This is a genomic window from Paenibacillus sp. MCAF9, from assembly GCF_052114265.1.
Lineage (GTDB): Bacteria > Bacillota > Bacilli > Paenibacillales > Paenibacillaceae > Pristimantibacillus.
In genome coordinates this window covers 156,670-172,831 of record NZ_JBFREL010000009.1, presented here as the reverse complement: position 1 = coordinate 172,831, position 16,162 = coordinate 156,670, and the positions used below count along the sequence as shown (strand labels likewise).

Genomic DNA, 16,162 nt, shown 5'->3' with positions numbered 1-16,162 from the left:
GCATCATGAGATTGACGACTTTGACAGGCCATCGAGTGCCCCAGAGCCCACTAAAGCTCATGCATCGCGTATATAAATATGTACTTCCCGAAGTGGCGCGAGAGCTCGAGCAACATCGCGTATTTGCACTGCAAATACCAGATGCTGAGCTGCGAACACAAGCTCTTAGCAGTATGGACAGCAAGAAGTTTCATTGCCAAGGCGGCGGAGTTTATGCAGCGGCGAACTTAGAGCACAGACATGTGCTCATACCGTTAATTGTTGCACTGCAGACCATTAGCGACTATTTGGATAATTTATGCGATCGCAGTACTTCTCTTGATCCGAATGATTTTCGATTATTGCATCAATCGATGCTCGATGCCGTCAATCCCGAAGCTCAGCTTCAGGATTATTATGCATTTCGTGATGAAAAAGATGATGGCGGTTATTTGCATCATCTGGTTCGAACTTGTCAGATCCATGTCGCGCAATTGCCTTCCTATGGAAGTGTTCAACAGCATGTGATTGAGCTAGTCACTTTATATGGCGATTTGCAGGTGTACAAGCATATACGCAAGGAATTGCGCGAGGAGCATTTGTTTGCATGGTGGGAGCAGCATCGAGGGAACTATCCAAACCTGAAATGGAATGAATTTGCTGCGGCATCAGGTTCGACGCTGGGCATGTTTATGTTGTTTCTAGCCGCAAGCGAGCCATGCTTATCCACGCAGGACGCTGCAGCGATCAAAAATATTTATTTTCCGCATGTTTGCGGACTTCATATCCTGCTCGATTATTTAATAGATCAAGAAGAGGATCAAGTAGGCGGAGACCTTAATTTTTGCAATTATTATGATAATGACAGTCTGCTTGTTGAGCGTCTCGGTACGATTGTGAACCGAGCGCGTGAGGATGTGAAGCAGCTTCCTGCTTCTCGTTTTCATCGTTTGATTATTGAAGGGCTCTTAGCCTTATATTTGTCAGACCCGAAGGTTTGCCACCAGGCGGATGTCAGAAATGTTTCTAGGAGGCTAATGAAGAACAGCCCGCTTACGCGTCTGTTTTTCCTTATTAACAGCATCTGGATTCGGAAACAACAGGCTTAACTATAAATAAAAAAAGTGGAGGAATGACCATGTCTGCAGTCAAATCAATCGCAGTATTGACAAGCGGAGGAGATTCGCAAGGAATGAACGCAGCCGTTCGTGCTGTTGTAAGGAGTGCACTATATCACGGTTTGGATGTATATGGTGTTCAAAGGGGTTACCAAGGGCTTATCAATGACGACCTTAGACAAATGGATTTGAGAAGCGTTGGCGATATTATTCAACGCGGCGGTACAATTTTGCAAACAGCTAGATGTAAGGAGTTTATGACACCTGAAGGCCAACAGCGCGGGGCCGAAGTGCTTCGTGCTAGAGGTATTGACGGTTTGGTCGTTATTGGCGGCGACGGCTCTTATCATGGCGCTAATAAGCTAAGCAAGCTGGGCATCAAAACGATGGGACTTCCAGGAACGATTGATAACGATATTCCGTTTACGGATATTACAATCGGCTTTGATACCGCGGTTAGCATCGTAGTAGATGCGATTAACAAAATTCGCGACACGATGTCATCGCATGAGCGTTCATCCGTCGTTGAAGTTATGGGACGTCATTGCGGCGATATCGCTTTGCATGCTGGTCTAGCAAGCGGTGCGGAGACGATTCTTGTACCAGAGGTTCCTTTTGAACTGACTGAGGTTGCAGAGCGTATGAAGACGAATTTTGCCAAAGGCAAGCGTCATTCAATTATTGTTGTAGCAGAAGGTGCGGGCAAAGGTGAAGAGGTAGCAAGACAGATTACTGCTAATAGCGGAATTGAGCCGCGTGTAACTGTACTTGGACATATTCAACGCGGCGGTACGCCGACAGCAATCGATCGTATTCTAGCAAGCCGTCTTGGTGACTTTGCTGTTAGACAGCTAATGGCTGGCGATTCAGGCAAAGGCTGCGGCGTTGTTAAAGGCGAGCTCGTAACGACTGATATTGATCTTGTTGTCAATACGAAGAAACCATTTGACACTGATATGTATGAGCTGGCACTTCGTTTATCCCAATAAAATAAATATAAAAAAGTCCACCGCCGCTTTGTATGCGAAGGTGGACTTTTTTGTGTCTAAATAGGATTTAAGCTAATCATATTCCACGTTAGGAGTGTATTTATTTCCGGCATTCCATAGGAGAAACTCCTTGATGCCTGTTTCTTTCAAAGCTCTAATCTGAGCTTCGACTTCCGTTTTGCCATACTTCACAAAATGACCAGCGCCTAACCAGCTTGCTGTGAAATCTTGAATCCACGGACGAATAATCGGTTTTGACTCCGTACCCGGATCAAGCTTCTTATGCGTATCAAGCATGGCGCCTTTTATAGTCTCATATGGGCTTTTGTCAGGATCCTTTTGTTTAAACCATCCTGTACTATAGTGACTAGGATAAACCATAGGCGAAATGACATGCACATCATTTGAAATTTTCACAAAATCTTGGCCAATGCCTTCGGCTGTCGGTACGGATGCCGCATAACCAAATATATCTACCGAAACCCTAACACCGAGCGGCTGAAGCTGTTCTCTAGCATATTTGACAAATCCAGCGACAGTGTCCACGCGGCTCTGATCAGCCTTGCTGAAGGTCAGTGTATCAGATTTGTTATCAAAGCCCTCTGGGAACCGAACATAGTCGAATTGGATTTCCTTAAAGCCAAGCTTTGCTGCTTCCTTGGCGACAGCAATATTATAATCCCATACTTCTTTGCGATAAGGATTTACGAAGCTCTCGCCGCGATTATTTTTCCATATCGTTCCGTCTTGCTGGAGGAAAGACAGCTCAGGCTGCTTTCGCGCAAGTACCGTATCCTTGAAGACTACAATTCTGGCTATCGGATAAATATTATGTTTTTTTAAAGTAAGCATAAGTTCATTAATATCTCGGATATATTTCTTCGAAGCGCCAACCTCTAGCAGTTCGGGTGTTGTAGTAGGATATGTAATGTAGCCGTTGTCATCTTTAATGTCGATTACCATACTATTGAGGTCCGTGTCGTCAAGCAGCTTTAAAAGCGATTCCATGCGCGCACCGCCCGCGCTATGAGCAGTTACATAGATTCCTTTGATCGGCGGTGTTTCAGGCTGCGGGTCTTTTTTGACCAGTCCAGCGTGATTTTTTCCTGAGAGTTCGCCTCCATTTGCAGCATCATCCGGATTAATGATGGTTTGGCCAGCTGCGGAATTTAAGTATGCAATTGCTAGCTGCTTCACTGCGGTGTTATGCTCTCCGCTTCCAGTGAGCAAGCTGTACAGCAGCAGCAATGTTGAAATGATGTTGTCCATTTTGCTCTCTCCCCGTTAGCTATTCTGTTCAAATTATAAAGCAGATGGCATGTCTGGGTCATTAACTTTTTTACAATTGTCATAAAACTCATATTGAAAATTTGCTAAAAAGCTGAAATAAAGACTTGAGAATAGGGGGATTATCGCCGCCGTTTTCCTGTAAAACAAACAAAAGCCAGCCGAGTGTGACTCGACTGGCGCATAAATAATCCGTGTGTGTCCCGCATTGTCATTGTAACAAAGCTTCTCTCTGCTGATTGCAAATACTGTGCTGCACAATTTCCATTGCGTCAGCAGGCTCTAATACTGCAAGACCGTCACGCAGCACAATGCTGATGTCCAATTCGCGTTTCGTAAGAAAAGGACTGAGCTCTGGGGCTAGCTTCTCTACAATTTGAGACAATTTGACCGTTTCCATATCCACCTGAGCCTCACCCTTTCATATCTAATGTTTAGGGGAAATCATATGGCAAGAAACCAAACTACGGGATACAAACATTATATCAGGATCATTTTCAAAAACATAGGGATACGGTGTAAAATCCATACCTGCGTATATGATTTAGTCTTTTGGCTTGTAAAAATCGCCGATGACACCAACCGTTTCTACGATGTTAATGAATGCACGCGGGTCGATGGTGGTAATCGTCTTGCAAAGCTCTGCTATTTCATATTTCGTTCTTACAGTCATCAGCATATCGCGATCACCCGAAGAATATGCACCGCGTGTTTTTATTATTGTAATTCCGCGCGGGTGCAAGAGCAGCTTTGCGAGCAGCTCTTCGGTTTTGGTCGTGATAATGAAGGCCGTAAGTTTAATATGCCTCACGTGGATGAGATCTACTACTTTTCCAGCGGAAAAAATAGCGACGAGCGAGTATAAGGCTAAATTCCAGTCCTTCGTAAACAAAATCAACACTGCAATGACTACGCCATTCAATAAAAAAATAATCATGCCTATTGGCCAATCGTGTTTCCGCGTTGCAATCGAGGCAATAATATCGAAACCGCCTGATGAGCCGCCGTACCGAAGTGTTAAGCCGCTGCCAAACCCGACTATAATCCCGCCGAATACAGCGCCAAGCATAAGGTCATCCGCAATTTTCATGACGGGTATAACCTGTAGGAATACCGTAGAGGCGACAACGGTGTAGACGCTCCATATAATAAAGCGATGACCTACGATAAACCATCCCCATAATAGCACCGGTACATTGAGGATAAAATAAAGCAAGGCGATGTTTCCGCCCGTAATATAGCCGACCATCATGGAAATACCAGATATTCCACCGCTAAGCAGCTGGTGCGGAATTAGAAAAAAATTGAAGCCCAGTGCGATAAGGAAGGCGCCTATTGTCATCATAGGGATTGTAAAAAGGTAACGCAGGGAATGCGGATTCAATAAAATCGCTCCAATGCAACCGACTTGTTTAATTCCTTTATTTTGGCATGCTTAGTATGGCTTAAATTGGTTTGCTGGTATTCATGATTGATTGTGTGCTATAATGATTTGGATATTCTTAAGTAGGCTGCAGATAAAAGGAGTTTGAGAAAAGTTTGAAAACATTTGCTGAATTTGGCTTGGAACCAAAAGTGTTACAAGCAATTACCGAACTTGGATTCGAGGAATCTACCCCGATTCAAGACAAAGCTATCCCTATTGCTATGGCGGGACAAGATTTAATTGGCCAAGCACAAACGGGTACAGGAAAGACAGCGGCATTCGGAATTCCGCTCATTAACAAAATTCCGACAAGCGAGGAACGCATTGTCGCATTAATAATGACGCCAACCCGTGAACTCGCTATTCAAGTGGCTGACGAGATCGGGAAGCTGACAAGGTACAAAGGTCTTCGCTCATTGCCGATTTATGGCGGACAGGAAATTGGTCGTCAAATCCGTGCATTGAAGAAGAAGCCTCAAATTATTATTGGTACACCAGGACGTTTGCTTGATCACATCAACCGCAAAACAATCCGTCTTGAAGATGTACAAACCGTTATTTTGGATGAAGCAGATGAAATGCTTGATATGGGCTTCATGGAGGATATTCAATCTATCCTTAAGCAAGTGCCAGACGAGCGTCACACGATGCTGTTCTCTGCAACAATGCCAGCAAACATTCAGAAGCTTGCACAGCAATTTCTGAAAAACCCTGAGCATGTTTCAGTTATTCCAAAACAAATCACAGCTCCACTTATTGAGCAATCTTATATTGAAGTGCATGAGCGCCAGAAGTTCGAAGCGCTTAGCCGCTTGCTTGATATGGAATCCCCTGAGCTAGCTATCATTTTCGGTCGTACAAAACGTCGGGTTGATGAGCTTAGCGAAGCGCTTCAAAAACGTGGATATACTGCAGACGGTTTGCACGGCGACTTGTCGCAGAACCAACGCGACAGCGTAATGCGTAAATTCCGTGATGGCAGCATCGATGTATTGGTAGCGACTGACGTTGCTGCTCGTGGCCTTGATGTATCCGGCGTAACGCATGTTATCAACTTTGACCTTCCGCAAGATCCTGAGAGCTATGTACACCGTATCGGTCGTACAGGCCGCGCAGGTAAAGAAGGTACAGCTTGGTCATTCGTTACACCTCGTGAAACGGACCACTTGCATTTCATCGAGAAAGTAACGCGTCAGAAGATGAACCGCAAGCCGCTTCCAAGCATCGCAGAAGCGATTGAAGGCAAACAACGCGTAACAGCTGAACGTCTTCTTGAAGTCGTTCAAAACGAAGAGTTCTCTGAGTACAAAGCGATTTCGATTCAATTGCTTGAGCAATATGATTCCGTTCACTTGCTCTCAGCAGCAATTAAATTGCTGACTGGCGAGAAGAAAAACGTAGAAATCGAATTGACACCGGAAGATCCGCTTCGCGCGAAAAAACGCAAGCCGGACATTCGTTCAAACGGTCGTCCATTCAACCGCAGCGGTTCGTCCTCTTCATACGGCGGCAATCGCAGCAGCAGCACTGGCGGCAGCGGTGGCGGCGGATATCGCGGTCGCGATGACAGACGCAGCAGCGGCAGCAGTACTGGCGGCAGCTCACGCGGTGGCTATGAGTCCCGTGGCGGCAGCAGCAGTGGCGGCGGCTACGCTGGTAAAAGAAGCAGCGAAGGACGTCCAGAAAACCGTCGTCCAAAAAGCTCTTCCGACGGTTATGTAAATAACTAATAATCGTTTCCCTTGTATAACCAAAAAAATCGAGGAAGTCCGTGATCCCTAACGGGCATCTGGACGACCTCGATTTTTTTATTATTATTCTATTGGTTGTCTTATTACAAAACAGATATACGAATTCCGCTATACTTTGTAGTCTAGTGGGAGTAATCTTACTTTTCTGGAGGCAGATCCGATGGAACCAAAGGGGCTAATGGGTGGGTTTTACCGAATTTCGGAATGGATCATGAGATTGGCAGTTATTAATGTTTTGTGGTTGATCTGTTCGATTCCATTCGCTTTTTTTGCATGGGGATTGGTTTTGTCACAGGATGTCAATCAAATCTATTCCGCTCTTATTGCGATGGCAGTCGTCGCGCCATTCTCTTTATTTCCAGCAACAGCAGCTATGTTTGCGGTTGCGCGCAAATGGGTAATGGGAGAGAGTGACGTTGCGCTGTTCAAAACGTTCTTCCGCGGTTACAAGGAAAATTATAAGCAAAGTATGCTAGGCGGTATTATTTATACGATACTGCTTGCAATTATGGTTGTTGACTTTATCGTATATCGTGAACAATTGAATTTGCTTTCATACATTTTCATTGCATTTTTGCTGCTGTTAATCGTATCGCTATTTAATTTTTTCTCTATGCTTGTCCACTATCATATGAAAACGTTTCAATTACTGAAAAACGCTGTTCTCATTACGATCGGCAAACCTTTCCGTTCGCTTTCTACAGCGATTATGAGCGGTGCGGTTATGTATTTCAGTACTAGATTCACTTTTCTTATTCCTTTCTTTATGGGCAGCATCATCGCTTACCTGGCGTTCTGGAACTTCAACTTGATTTACCAGAAGCTGCAGGACCAAGCGGAAAAAGCGCGTTTGGCAGAGGAAGAAGAAGCAGAGAAGGCTGCCGAGCTAGACCGTATCGATTTGGTTAAAGAAGATTCGAGCGGCTCCAGTAAATAACAGCCCATCAAAGTTTACTTTTTCTTTTGTTCAGTCTATAATAAGCAATACCTCCTGCGATGCTCGTTACGGCTTTACGCTGTTTTGAACCAATGGCTGTTTCACGGGAGACCAATATCGAGACGCAGCTGACATGCCCCCGAAAGGGGATCTCAAAAGCGGTTCTGCGGTCACCCACCTGCGTAAGCGGGTTCAGAAACATGTGAGTCGGACGGCATAGGCGGGTTCTCATTTTCAAATAAAGAGCATTTGCTGGTTAAATCCAGTGATAGCTCTTTTTTCATGGGACAAATCATGGTATCATATAGAGTAATGTACATAGATGCCGGAGGGGGAGATCGTTGTTGTTGAAGCGGACCTTGATCGGGCTGCTGCGCAGTCATGAACAGACGGGCGACAGGGCTAAGGATCCAATGCTCAAATCTCATTTCTACAAGCTGTCGAAAGATAAGGCTTGGGAAGAAGTGATATCGACTCTTAAGAAAATGCAAGGATATAAGGTGCTTCATGAGGTGCAATCCGTAGGGGAGATTGTGCTGGAGAAGCGCACAGCATTTGGAAGAACGATGGACATCACCGTTTCCGTTATTAGCGTAAATCCGCTCCAATCAGCTGTCGATATTTATTCAGCATCCCGCGGCTCACTAGGGGATCTTGGTTCTAATTACAGAGTCATTATGGATTTATATCGTACGCTTGATAAGAAGCTGGCTGCATTTAAAGTAAATAATTAATTCATAAACAAAGCGAGGAAGGGTAGCCTTCACTCGCTTTGTTTGCAATAGTGCTGAAAATTTTCTTTGTTTTGAAATTACACGAGTGCTTTTACAGCGTTGATTGCTTGCTCGTAATTCGGGTGCTCTGTCATTTCAGGCAAATATTCAACATATTGGATCGTATCATTAGCATCGATAACGAAGATCGAACGTTGATCCAAACCAAGTTCTTTAATATATACGCCGTATGATTCGCCAAAGCTATGCGCTTTGTAGTCGGACAGCAATACAACTTTGTCGATACCTGCAGCACCGCACCAGCGTGCTTGTGCGAACGGTAGATCAACGCTGACCGTTAGGACAACAACATTGTCGCCTAGTTCGCCAGCAGCTTCGTTAAAGCGACGAGTTTGTGCATCGCAAACGCCAGTGTCGATTGAAGGCACAACGCTGATTAGTTTGATCTTACCGGAGTAGTCCTTGAGGGAAACATTTTCAACAAGTGATTTGTTAAGATTGAAGTCTGGGGCTTTGTCCCCTGCTTTAAGTTCTGGTCCTACTAATGTGATCGGGTTGCCTTTGAATGTGGCAGCTCCATTACGTTCTTGTGTCATTTGTAAATTTCCTCCTCTAATAGATATGGTCAATACCAGATTTATTATAATCGTTATGAAACAACCTTGTCCAATTGTTGGATTGAGAAAGGGGATGTACTAGTGATCTTCTTGCGATATGAGAGCTTTCGCTCTTACTTAAAGATGTATCCCGTAACATCAATATTAATTTTATTGAATATTATTTATTTTATTGTCGTATTATGGAATGGCGATCCTAATGATTCCTTGCATGCATATCAGTATGGCGCGTTTGCTACTGATCCTGTAAATGATCCATTTGGATTAGAACAGCCGTGGCGTTATATAACAAGCATGTTCATGCATGCGGGATTTGAGCATTTGCTCTACAATATGTTTGCTTTGCTCGTGTTTGCACCGCCGCTAGAGTATCTGCTTAAACAAACGAGATATATTATATTTTATTTACTTTGCGGGATTGCGGGAAATGCGATGAGCGCTTTCGTAAATGTGCTGCAAGACGATCTTTATGGTCATGTGGGTGTAGGAGCCTCTGGGGCGATTTACGGCGTGTATGGCGCCTTTCTGTTCATATCGTTGTTCCGCAAGGCTCAGCTTGACGAGAGCTCTCGTAAAACGGTGTATACGATATTAATATTTGGGGTTATTTATTCGATTGTAGTAGCCAAAGTGGATTTATGGGCACATGTTGGCGGCGCTCTTGCAGGCTTCTTGCTCTACCATTTCTTTGACCGAATAAAGACTCAAAAGAAACAGCGATACTCATAAAAACTATGTAAGTACGGGAGAGAATTGAACCGGTATGGAACTTCGTCAGCTTCATTATTTTGTAAAAGTAGCGAAAAAAGAGCATGTAACGCAAGCGGCGGAAGAGCTGCATGTGGCGCAATCTGCAGTAAGCCGGCAGATTCATCAGCTTGAAGAAGAGCTTGGCGTAAAACTGTTCGTTCAAAAAGGTAGAAATTTGCAGCTCACACCAGTCGGTCAGCTTTTCCTAAAGCGTGCTGAAGTGATATTGGCTGATCTGGAACGTGCTGTCATTGAAATACATGAATTTCTGGACCCCGAGAAGGGTGAAATTAGACTGGGCTTCCCGCATAGTCTTGGGATCTCATTAATTCCACAGGTTGTGGCAGCTTTTCGCAAGCTCCATCCGAATGTGAAATTTAAATTTAAGCAGGGGATGTATCCATCGCTTATTCGTGACATGGTGAAAGGCGAGATTGACTTGGCGTTTATATCTCCTTTCCCTGATGAACATGAATTCGTTTGCGGCGAAGTATTGCTGACAGAGGAGCTATATGCGATATTGCCGCCGGGGCATCGCTTATCAGACAAAGCATCGATTGCACTGAAAGAGCTGGAGCATGAGACGTTCGTGTTGTTTAGCGAAGGGTATTCGCTTAGGCCGATCGTTTGGGGAGCTTGCCAAGAGGCAGGCTTTACGCCGAAAATCGGTTTTGAAGGGGAAGAGACGGATACGATACGCGGTTTGGTAGCCGCTGGGATGGGCGTAAGCCTTCTTCCTGAGATGGCGCTTCACTATACAGGGCCATTGCAGCCGACTAAAGTAAGGGTAATCGAACCTCAGGTGACTCGTACAATCGGACTTATCCAGCGTTCAAATGAGAAATTGCCTTTAGTTGCGAAAGTGTTTCACGGTTTTCTGCTTCGTTATTTCCAGAACACGATAAAATAGATAAAAGAACAAAAAAAGAGGAGCAGTTCCTGTCGGTCGATGAAGACCGAAGGGGAGCTGCTCCTCTTTTGTTTAGCTATAAGACACGTAAGTTTATTCCTGACGGCTGCCGCCTACGAAGATTAAGATATATCTGACAAGCTCCAGCAAGGACAAGAGAGCCGCTGCTACATACGTTAAAGCCGCTGCGTTAAGCACCTTTGCAACTCCGCGTTCCTCATCATTCGTTATGAACCCTTCAGCAACCATAATGTCTCTAGCTCGGTTGCTTGCATTAAATTCAACCGGAAGTGTAATGACCTGAAAGGCAACTGCTACTGAGAAAAATATGATGCCAAGCCCAATTAGATTGAGTGCAGAGAATAGAATACCGGCAATAAATAAAAATGGTGCTACGCCGGATGCAAAGTTCACGACTGGGAATATACGATGTCTGAGCACGAGCATTGGGTAATGCTCCGCATGCTGAATGGCATGGCCGACTTCGTGACAAGCGACTGAAATCGCTGAAATTGAATTTTCATAATACACAGGCTCCGACAAACGTACAACTCGGTGAATAGGATCGTAGTGATCGGTCAGTGTACCGCGTACTGGCTCGATCGGTACATCATGAAGTCCGTTAGAATCAAGCATTCTTCGTGCTGCCTGGTAACCGGTCAAACCGCTGTTCGCTTGAACTTGCGTCCATTTTTTAAACGTTCCTTTGACTCGGAATTGAGCCCAAATTGTTAGTATAAATGCAAGTACGATTAAAACATAGATAAACGCCATTGAGTCATTCCTCCAATTTTTGATGAAATGTATAGCTACATGAGGGAGCTTTTGTTAATGAGAAGCATAAGTGCCTCTATGCAAGCTGCGGTTTGCGGCATAAGACGAGTGTAGAGGTGATTGGCTTGACGAGGCTTGAGCTTCTTAATAACAGGCTCTAACTCCTTCACTTCACGCTCGAGCTGGCTTAGATGGTACTGCAAGTCCGTAAGCTTACGTGAGACCTGCTCCTCAGGTGTAATCTTGCTCCAGCTTTCAATTGTGGCCTTAATCTCATCTAATGTATATTTATCTTTTTTCATCTGTTCAATACGTTCCAGACGCTGCAAAGTTTCATCAGAATAGAGGCGATAGTTTTTGGCGGAACGCTCTGCAGGCTCTATTAGACCGATTGAAGTGTAATAATCAATGGTTCGTGCACTGATTTGCGCAAGCTTGGATAGTTCTCCGATACGATACATTTTCAAATCCTCCATTCGTTCAAAATATAAGTAAACTAGATCCCGCTTGCGTACTAAGCTTATGTTTCATCTCATTCTGAGATGATGTGTCGACAAAGAACAGGTTTGTTGTTTTAGCTCGTCATGTCTAAAAGAACATCATTACCTATTGAGGTGAAATTCACAATCACCATCTTATGGGAAAACGTATAACTATTGTTCCTCTAATGATAATAGGAAAGTAACCATACAGTCAAACGTGTTACATGACTATACAATTTTAGTGTCAATTTTCAATTTCGACAGGGCGTTTTCATGTGTTTCTTCTATATAACGTAATTTAGGTGACATGAAACGGGTGTGAGTCATAGTGATTTGCGTTTTTAACTAGAAAAAGTAGGAACCAATACCTATATAGAGTGAAAATGCGAAGAATAAGGAGTTTCAGCTGACGATTTTGGCGTTGATTTGCCTCATTTCTTAACGTTCGTGTTAGATTATATGCCGAATGTTTGATTTTTTTTATAAAAATAGTTAAAACGTATTGTCAAATTGAGCACTACTGACTATAATGACATTAAGTCTTTCTTAACGTGTAAGGAAATATAACATTTAGGGAGTGGTCGTAGTGATTAAGAAAACGATGTTAGCTTTAGGAATCTTCACCTTATTGTTCCCGGTAATGGCGTTTGCAGAGGATCCTTCCGCAGCAACGTTGAACATGGGTCTCAACTCTCTATGGGTTATGCTCTCATTCATTCTTGTTCTTCTCATGCAAGGCGGTTTTATTCTTCTTGAAACAGGCTCAACACGGATGAAAAATGCTGGTCACGTTGCTGGCAAAACGATTTTCACAACGGGTTTGGCAGCACTTATTTATTGGGCTTTCGGCTATGGCATCGCATTTGGCGGGGATAGCGGAATTAACGCATTGATCGGCTGGGGCAATTTCTTCTTCGATCCATCACTAGCAGCTGGTGAAGGCGAGAGCTATCCAAGTACTGTATTCTTCTTGTTCCAATTAGCATTTGCAGCGGTTTCGCTTTCCATAGCATGGGGCGGTTTTGCAGAAAGAGCTAAACTTTCAGCTTATATCGTATTTACTGTATTCTTTATTGCGATAATCTATCCTGTAGTAGCTCACTGGATCTGGGGCGGCGGTTGGCTCGCTGAAGATGGAGCGCAAGATTTTGCAGGCTCCACAGTTGTTCACTTAACGGGTGCGCTTGCAGCATTTGCAGCGACTGTATTACTTAAACCTCGTATTGGTAAATTTAACAAAGACGGCTCTGCGAATGAGATTTTGGGACATAACCAAGTATTCACAGCACTTTCTGTATTGCTTCTATGGGTGGGCTGGTTTGGGTTCAACGCAGGCAGCACGGTAGCGATTGGCGATGGATTTTTTGGATATGTAGCATTCAACACGATGCTTGGAGCAGGCGCAGGCGGCGTGGCAGCACTTCTTATCTCTTGGGCAGTAACAGGCAAAGCTGACATTACGGCTATGCTGAATGGTACGCTAGCAGGTCTAGTTGCAATTACAGCTTCTTGTGCTTACGTGGCTCCTTGGGCGGCAGTCGTCATCGGTTTAGTAGCTGGCGTGCTCGTGTTCTACAGTGTGAAATTTTTCGAGAAAGTTAAAGTAGATGATCCTATCTATGCATTATCTGTACACGGTGCGGCTGGTGTGTGGGGTACGCTTGCCAACGGTATCTTTGCAACACAAGAACTTGCTGATAAAGTGGGAGTTGGTACAGGCGGCTTGATCGACACAGGCAGCTGGAAGCAACTTTGGGTACAATTCGAATCGGTAGTAGTCGTTGGCGCATTCGTACTCGCTGCATCATTCCTTATCCTAGGTATTATGAAGCTCGTGATGGGCTTCCGCGTAACAGAGGAGCAAGAAATTATCGGTCTTGACCTGAGTGAGCATGGAGCTTATGGTTATCCTGAGCAAATGAAAAAAGCTGGTCAAAACATTCAAGGCTAATAGAAGGTACGCGATGGACTGACCGAAAGGAGAGAGCGTCGCATGAGTGATCCGGTGCGATTGCAGCTGCTTAAGCAGATTGGTTCAGCTGATCATGTGGATAGGCTGCGAAACTTGCGGGATCAGGTTCACGAGCATATGGAGGCTCTTCTCCCAACGCGTCCAGTCGAACAATTTAATGAACAATTAAATGAGGTGCACGACGCGGTGATTCAGCGCTCGATTATCCTCGCAGAAGCGGAAATGGCACGGAGGGGGAATGGTTCTCCCCCCGTGCCTTACGCATATGTATTGTTCGGCAGCGGCGGTCGGCAAGAGCAAACTTTGTCAAGCGATCAAGACAGCGGAGTTGTCTATCAAGATCCAGTGGCTGATTCAACAGAAGTTAAGAACTATTTTTTGAATTTAAGTGCGCTCATTGTAAACAATCTCCAAAGTGTAGGTTACCCGCCTTGTGAGGGCAATGTGCTAAGCAGCAACTCGGATTGGTGTTTGTCCATTTCGGAGTGGAGCGTTAAACTGGGTGCTTGGTTTGAGGAGCCTGCTTGGGAGGCAGTGCGTTATTTGCTTATTATCGCTGATGGCCGCTGTATTTATGGTGATTATAAGCTCGTTGAACAGCTTAAAGAATTGTTTTTTATTGATATGCTTAACCACCAGATCATCCTGCAGCGGATGCTGGATAATACGCTACGGCATAAGGTGCTGCTAGGCTTTTTTGGCCAATTGCTGAAGGAGCAGTATGGCGAGGAAGCGGGCAGCTTGGATATTAAATATGGCGCCTATATTCCTATGGTTAATTCGATTCGGCTATTATCCATACAAGAAGGCATCCGTGAAACCTCTACGCTTGAAAGAATTAGAATGCTTGTAAAGGCAGGGAAGATGTCATCAGCTGACGGGGCTATTTATGATCAAGCTTTTCGGATTTTTCTCCGGCTCCGTCTAATGACGACTGAGAAAAATGCAGATGGCTTATATGCCAACAATGGAAAGCTGTCGAGCCATAAGCTTACGAAGGAAATGACGGATGAGCTTAAGAGCGGACTGCGTCTTGGCAAGAGGCTGCAACGAACGGTTTTTAAGCAAACAATGGGCAGGTTTACGTAAGGCGGTGGAGAAATGAAGGAACAAAAAGGCGTCGGTCGCATGTGGAACCTATACAAAATGGGAGGATTTACGCCTGCCATCGCTTCTATGCTAGGCTCGCAAAATGCGCAGCAAATGGCGTTTATTCGGAATGTCAATAAAGAGCAGCGCAAGCAGTCGATGTTCGATATGCCCCTTCGAGAGCTGGAGGTCATTGTTTTTGATCTAGAGACTACAGGCTTTTATCCGAATAATGGGGATGAAATTATTTCATTTGGCGCTGTATTGTTTCGAGATGGCGAGCTTGTTGAAAGTGAAACCTTTTATAGTCTCGTGAATCCTAAACGAAGAATTCCGAAAGCGATAGTCGAACTGACCGGCATTACGAATGAAATGGTACAGGATGCGCCTGATTTGATGCAGGTGCTTCATGATTTTATGGAGTTTGTCGGCAGAAGGCTGCTTATCGCTCATGCTTCCGGCCACGATAAGCAATTTCTGAACGCGGCATTGTGGAGGACGTCAAAGATTAATTTGAACCACAGAGTGCTGGACATGATGATGGTTGCCAAATGGCTCGAGCCCAATCTGGAAGGATACAGTCTCGATGATTTGCTTGAGAGCTGCTGTATTCCAATTACAGAGCGGCATCATGCTTTGCAGGATTCAATCATGACAGCAAAGCTGTGGCGGAACTATTTGACGCGCATTTTGGAACGAAATATTACGACGCTCGGCGATCTGTATGCCTACTTAAGCAAGCACTAGCTGCAGTGGAATAAATGAACCTTCTGAGCGGCGATAGGGCTTAACGTCAGGCGATTTCAAGTTCTCGAGTGAAACAATCCAATAGGAAAGCTCCGAAGCGGGCAGGAAACCGTCAGTGTCGCTAGAAGACGGAATAGCCTTTGTATGCGGATGCGAATGAAATAAGCCGACAAGCGTTTGTCGGTTTTTTTGCATGTCATAATAAGCTGCGGTCCACTCGGTCGGGTCAAACGAGAACGAATGCATGGGATCGTTATGATTATTAGTTATGGGGATAACGATATCTATAATGGCTTCATTTTGATCAGTGGCAATGGAATGTAAGGATTGGCTGCTTGCCATAATGCCGCATGCCTCTAAAGGTTGAGCATCCGCACATATTTGAATAAGCCGCTCGTATGCCGATTTGGTTATGCATCCACGCGTTTGCTGTGATTCCAACACAATGCCTCCTTTTTTATAATGCGAATGAATTAAGTATAACGAAATAGGCTTAAGTACGCTAACTTCAATAATGATGGGTATGAATAATACTCAACTTACCCATAATAGTCGTCAGAGAATAGATAAGAACCATTTCTTTAAAAATGACGTTTTGAT

17 protein-coding genes and 1 other RNA gene are annotated in these 16,162 nt (G+C 44.5%); 11 read left to right on the top strand and 7 right to left on the bottom strand.

Annotated features, from left to right (window positions below; translation table 11 throughout):
• Positions 1-5 precede the first annotated feature (5 nt).
• Together AB4Z45_RS17250 and pfkA are read left to right on the top strand one after the other, a co-directional pair.
• The gene (locus AB4Z45_RS17250; RefSeq protein ID WP_441910485.1) at positions 6-1,088 is read left to right on the top strand and encodes a tetraprenyl-beta-curcumene synthase family protein; all 1,083 of its coding nucleotides are present in this window, start codon (positions 6-8) and stop codon (positions 1,086-1,088) included.
• Positions 1,089-1,117: 29 nt separating this feature from the next.
• Positions 1,118-2,086, top strand: coding sequence for a 6-phosphofructokinase (pfkA, locus tag AB4Z45_RS17245; protein ID WP_076266824.1), 969 nt, complete (start codon positions 1,118-1,120; stop codon positions 2,084-2,086).
• A gap of 72 nt (positions 2,087-2,158) precedes the next feature.
• On the opposite strand, the gene AB4Z45_RS17240 is transcribed toward pfkA, so the two are convergent.
• The 3 genes from AB4Z45_RS17240 to AB4Z45_RS17230 all read right to left on the bottom strand — a co-directional run bounded on the left by AB4Z45_RS17240 (position 2,159) and on the right by AB4Z45_RS17230 (position 4,718).
• On the bottom strand, positions 2,159-3,355 hold the full coding sequence (locus AB4Z45_RS17240) for a putative glycoside hydrolase (protein WP_441910484.1): 1,197 nt from the start codon (positions 3,353-3,355) through the stop codon (positions 2,159-2,161).
• Positions 3,356-3,584: 229 nt separating this feature from the next.
• Positions 3,585-3,773 carry a hypothetical protein gene (locus tag AB4Z45_RS17235; RefSeq protein ID WP_076267060.1) on the bottom strand — a complete coding sequence of 63 codons (189 nt, stop codon included), beginning with the start codon at positions 3,771-3,773 and terminating at the stop codon, positions 3,585-3,587.
• A gap of 144 nt (positions 3,774-3,917) precedes the next feature.
• The gene (locus AB4Z45_RS17230; RefSeq protein WP_076267061.1) at positions 3,918-4,718 is read right to left on the bottom strand and encodes a YitT family protein; all 801 of its coding nucleotides are present in this window, start codon (positions 4,716-4,718) and stop codon (positions 3,918-3,920) included.
• 194 nt (positions 4,719-4,912) lie between these two features.
• Between AB4Z45_RS17230 and AB4Z45_RS17225 the strand changes: the two genes are divergently transcribed.
• From AB4Z45_RS17225 to AB4Z45_RS17210, 4 genes are all read left to right on the top strand, one after another.
• Positions 4,913-6,529 (top strand): DEAD/DEAH box helicase, encoded by a 1,617-nt coding sequence (locus AB4Z45_RS17225; RefSeq protein ID WP_339203532.1) that lies wholly within the window; start codon positions 4,913-4,915, stop codon positions 6,527-6,529.
• A 181-nt stretch (positions 6,530-6,710) separates the two neighbouring features.
• Positions 6,711-7,487, top strand: a complete 777-nt coding sequence (locus AB4Z45_RS17220) for a YesL family protein (protein WP_076266827.1) — start codon at positions 6,711-6,713, stop codon at positions 7,485-7,487.
• A 48-nt stretch (positions 7,488-7,535) separates the two neighbouring features.
• Positions 7,536-7,718, top strand: a non-coding RNA gene (ssrS, locus tag AB4Z45_RS17215) — 6S RNA.
• A gap of 113 nt (positions 7,719-7,831) precedes the next feature.
• Positions 7,832-8,221: a DUF1499 domain-containing protein gene (locus AB4Z45_RS17210; RefSeq protein WP_083681704.1), complete on the top strand. Its 390-nt coding sequence runs from the start codon at positions 7,832-7,834 to the stop codon at positions 8,219-8,221.
• Between the two features lie 77 nt (positions 8,222-8,298).
• Here the strand turns inward: AB4Z45_RS17210 and tpx are convergent, their stop codons facing one another.
• Complete coding sequence (gene tpx, locus AB4Z45_RS17205; RefSeq protein WP_076266829.1) at positions 8,299-8,817, bottom strand: thiol peroxidase; 519 nt, start codon at positions 8,815-8,817, stop codon at positions 8,299-8,301.
• A 102-nt stretch (positions 8,818-8,919) separates the two neighbouring features.
• On the opposite strand from tpx, the gene AB4Z45_RS17200 reads away from it, so the two are divergent.
• Together AB4Z45_RS17200 and AB4Z45_RS17195 are read left to right on the top strand one after the other, a co-directional pair.
• A complete protein-coding gene (locus AB4Z45_RS17200; RefSeq protein WP_441910483.1) occupies positions 8,920-9,567 on the top strand; it encodes a rhomboid family intramembrane serine protease in 648 nt (215 codons plus the stop codon).
• 34 nt (positions 9,568-9,601) lie between these two features.
• A complete protein-coding gene (locus AB4Z45_RS17195; protein WP_441910482.1) occupies positions 9,602-10,498 on the top strand; it encodes a LysR family transcriptional regulator in 897 nt (298 codons plus the stop codon).
• A gap of 93 nt (positions 10,499-10,591) precedes the next feature.
• Here the strand turns inward: AB4Z45_RS17195 and AB4Z45_RS17190 are convergent, their stop codons facing one another.
• Together AB4Z45_RS17190 and AB4Z45_RS17185 are read right to left on the bottom strand one after the other, a co-directional pair.
• Positions 10,592-11,272 (bottom strand): zinc metallopeptidase, encoded by a 681-nt coding sequence (locus AB4Z45_RS17190; protein ID WP_076266832.1) that lies wholly within the window; start codon positions 11,270-11,272, stop codon positions 10,592-10,594.
• 35 nt (positions 11,273-11,307) lie between these two features.
• Entirely contained in the window at positions 11,308-11,733 is a 426-nt protein-coding gene (locus tag AB4Z45_RS17185; protein WP_372238962.1) for a MerR family transcriptional regulator, read from the bottom strand.
• Positions 11,734-12,340: 607 nt separating this feature from the next.
• Between AB4Z45_RS17185 and AB4Z45_RS17180 the strand changes: the two genes are divergently transcribed.
• The 3 genes from AB4Z45_RS17180 to AB4Z45_RS17170 are packed head-to-tail and all read left to right on the top strand — an operon-like array spanning position 12,341 to position 15,562.
• Complete coding sequence (locus tag AB4Z45_RS17180; RefSeq protein ID WP_339203527.1) at positions 12,341-13,705, top strand: ammonium transporter; 1,365 nt, start codon at positions 12,341-12,343, stop codon at positions 13,703-13,705.
• Between the two features lie 42 nt (positions 13,706-13,747).
• Positions 13,748-14,815 carry a DUF294 nucleotidyltransferase-like domain-containing protein gene (locus AB4Z45_RS17175; RefSeq protein ID WP_441910481.1) on the top strand — a complete coding sequence of 356 codons (1,068 nt, stop codon included), beginning with the start codon at positions 13,748-13,750 and terminating at the stop codon, positions 14,813-14,815.
• Positions 14,816-14,827: 12 nt separating this feature from the next.
• A complete protein-coding gene (locus tag AB4Z45_RS17170; RefSeq protein WP_076266836.1) occupies positions 14,828-15,562 on the top strand; it encodes a 3'-5' exonuclease in 735 nt (244 codons plus the stop codon).
• On the opposite strand, the gene AB4Z45_RS17165 is transcribed toward AB4Z45_RS17170, so the two are convergent.
• Positions 15,548-16,003 carry a M67 family metallopeptidase gene (locus AB4Z45_RS17165; RefSeq protein WP_441910480.1) on the bottom strand — a complete coding sequence of 152 codons (456 nt, stop codon included), beginning with the start codon at positions 16,001-16,003 and terminating at the stop codon, positions 15,548-15,550. The genes AB4Z45_RS17170 and AB4Z45_RS17165 overlap by 15 nt on opposite strands.
• Between the last annotated feature and the right edge of the window lie 159 nt (positions 16,004-16,162).

Excerpts from the sequence above, each read along its gene's own strand:
- AB4Z45_RS17230 (WP_076267061.1), bottom strand. The coding sequence starts at position 4,718 with ATGATGACAATAGGCGCCTTCCTTATCGCACTGGGCTTCAATTTTTTT.
- AB4Z45_RS17220 (WP_076266827.1), top strand. The coding sequence starts at position 6,711 with ATGGAACCAAAGGGGCTAATGGGTGGGTTTTACCGAATTTCGGAATGG.
- AB4Z45_RS17190 (WP_076266832.1), bottom strand. The coding sequence starts at position 11,272 with ATGGCGTTTATCTATGTTTTAATCGTACTTGCATTTATACTAACAATT.
- AB4Z45_RS17235 (WP_076267060.1), bottom strand. The coding sequence starts at position 3,773 with ATGGAAACGGTCAAATTGTCTCAAATTGTAGAGAAGCTAGCCCCAGAG.
- tpx (WP_076266829.1), bottom strand. The coding sequence starts at position 8,817 with ATGACACAAGAACGTAATGGAGCTGCCACATTCAAAGGCAACCCGATC.
- AB4Z45_RS17195 (WP_441910482.1), top strand. The coding sequence starts at position 9,602 with ATGGAACTTCGTCAGCTTCATTATTTTGTAAAAGTAGCGAAAAAAGAG.
- AB4Z45_RS17185 (WP_372238962.1), bottom strand. The coding sequence starts at position 11,733 with ATGTATCGTATCGGAGAACTATCCAAGCTTGCGCAAATCAGTGCACGA.
- AB4Z45_RS17175 (WP_441910481.1), top strand. The coding sequence starts at position 13,748 with ATGAGTGATCCGGTGCGATTGCAGCTGCTTAAGCAGATTGGTTCAGCT.
- AB4Z45_RS17250 (WP_441910485.1), top strand. The coding sequence starts at position 6 with ATGAGATTGACGACTTTGACAGGCCATCGAGTGCCCCAGAGCCCACTA.
- AB4Z45_RS17170 (WP_076266836.1), top strand. The coding sequence starts at position 14,828 with ATGAAGGAACAAAAAGGCGTCGGTCGCATGTGGAACCTATACAAAATG.
- AB4Z45_RS17240 (WP_441910484.1), bottom strand. The coding sequence starts at position 3,355 with ATGGACAACATCATTTCAACATTGCTGCTGCTGTACAGCTTGCTCACT.
- pfkA (WP_076266824.1), top strand. The coding sequence starts at position 1,118 with ATGTCTGCAGTCAAATCAATCGCAGTATTGACAAGCGGAGGAGATTCG.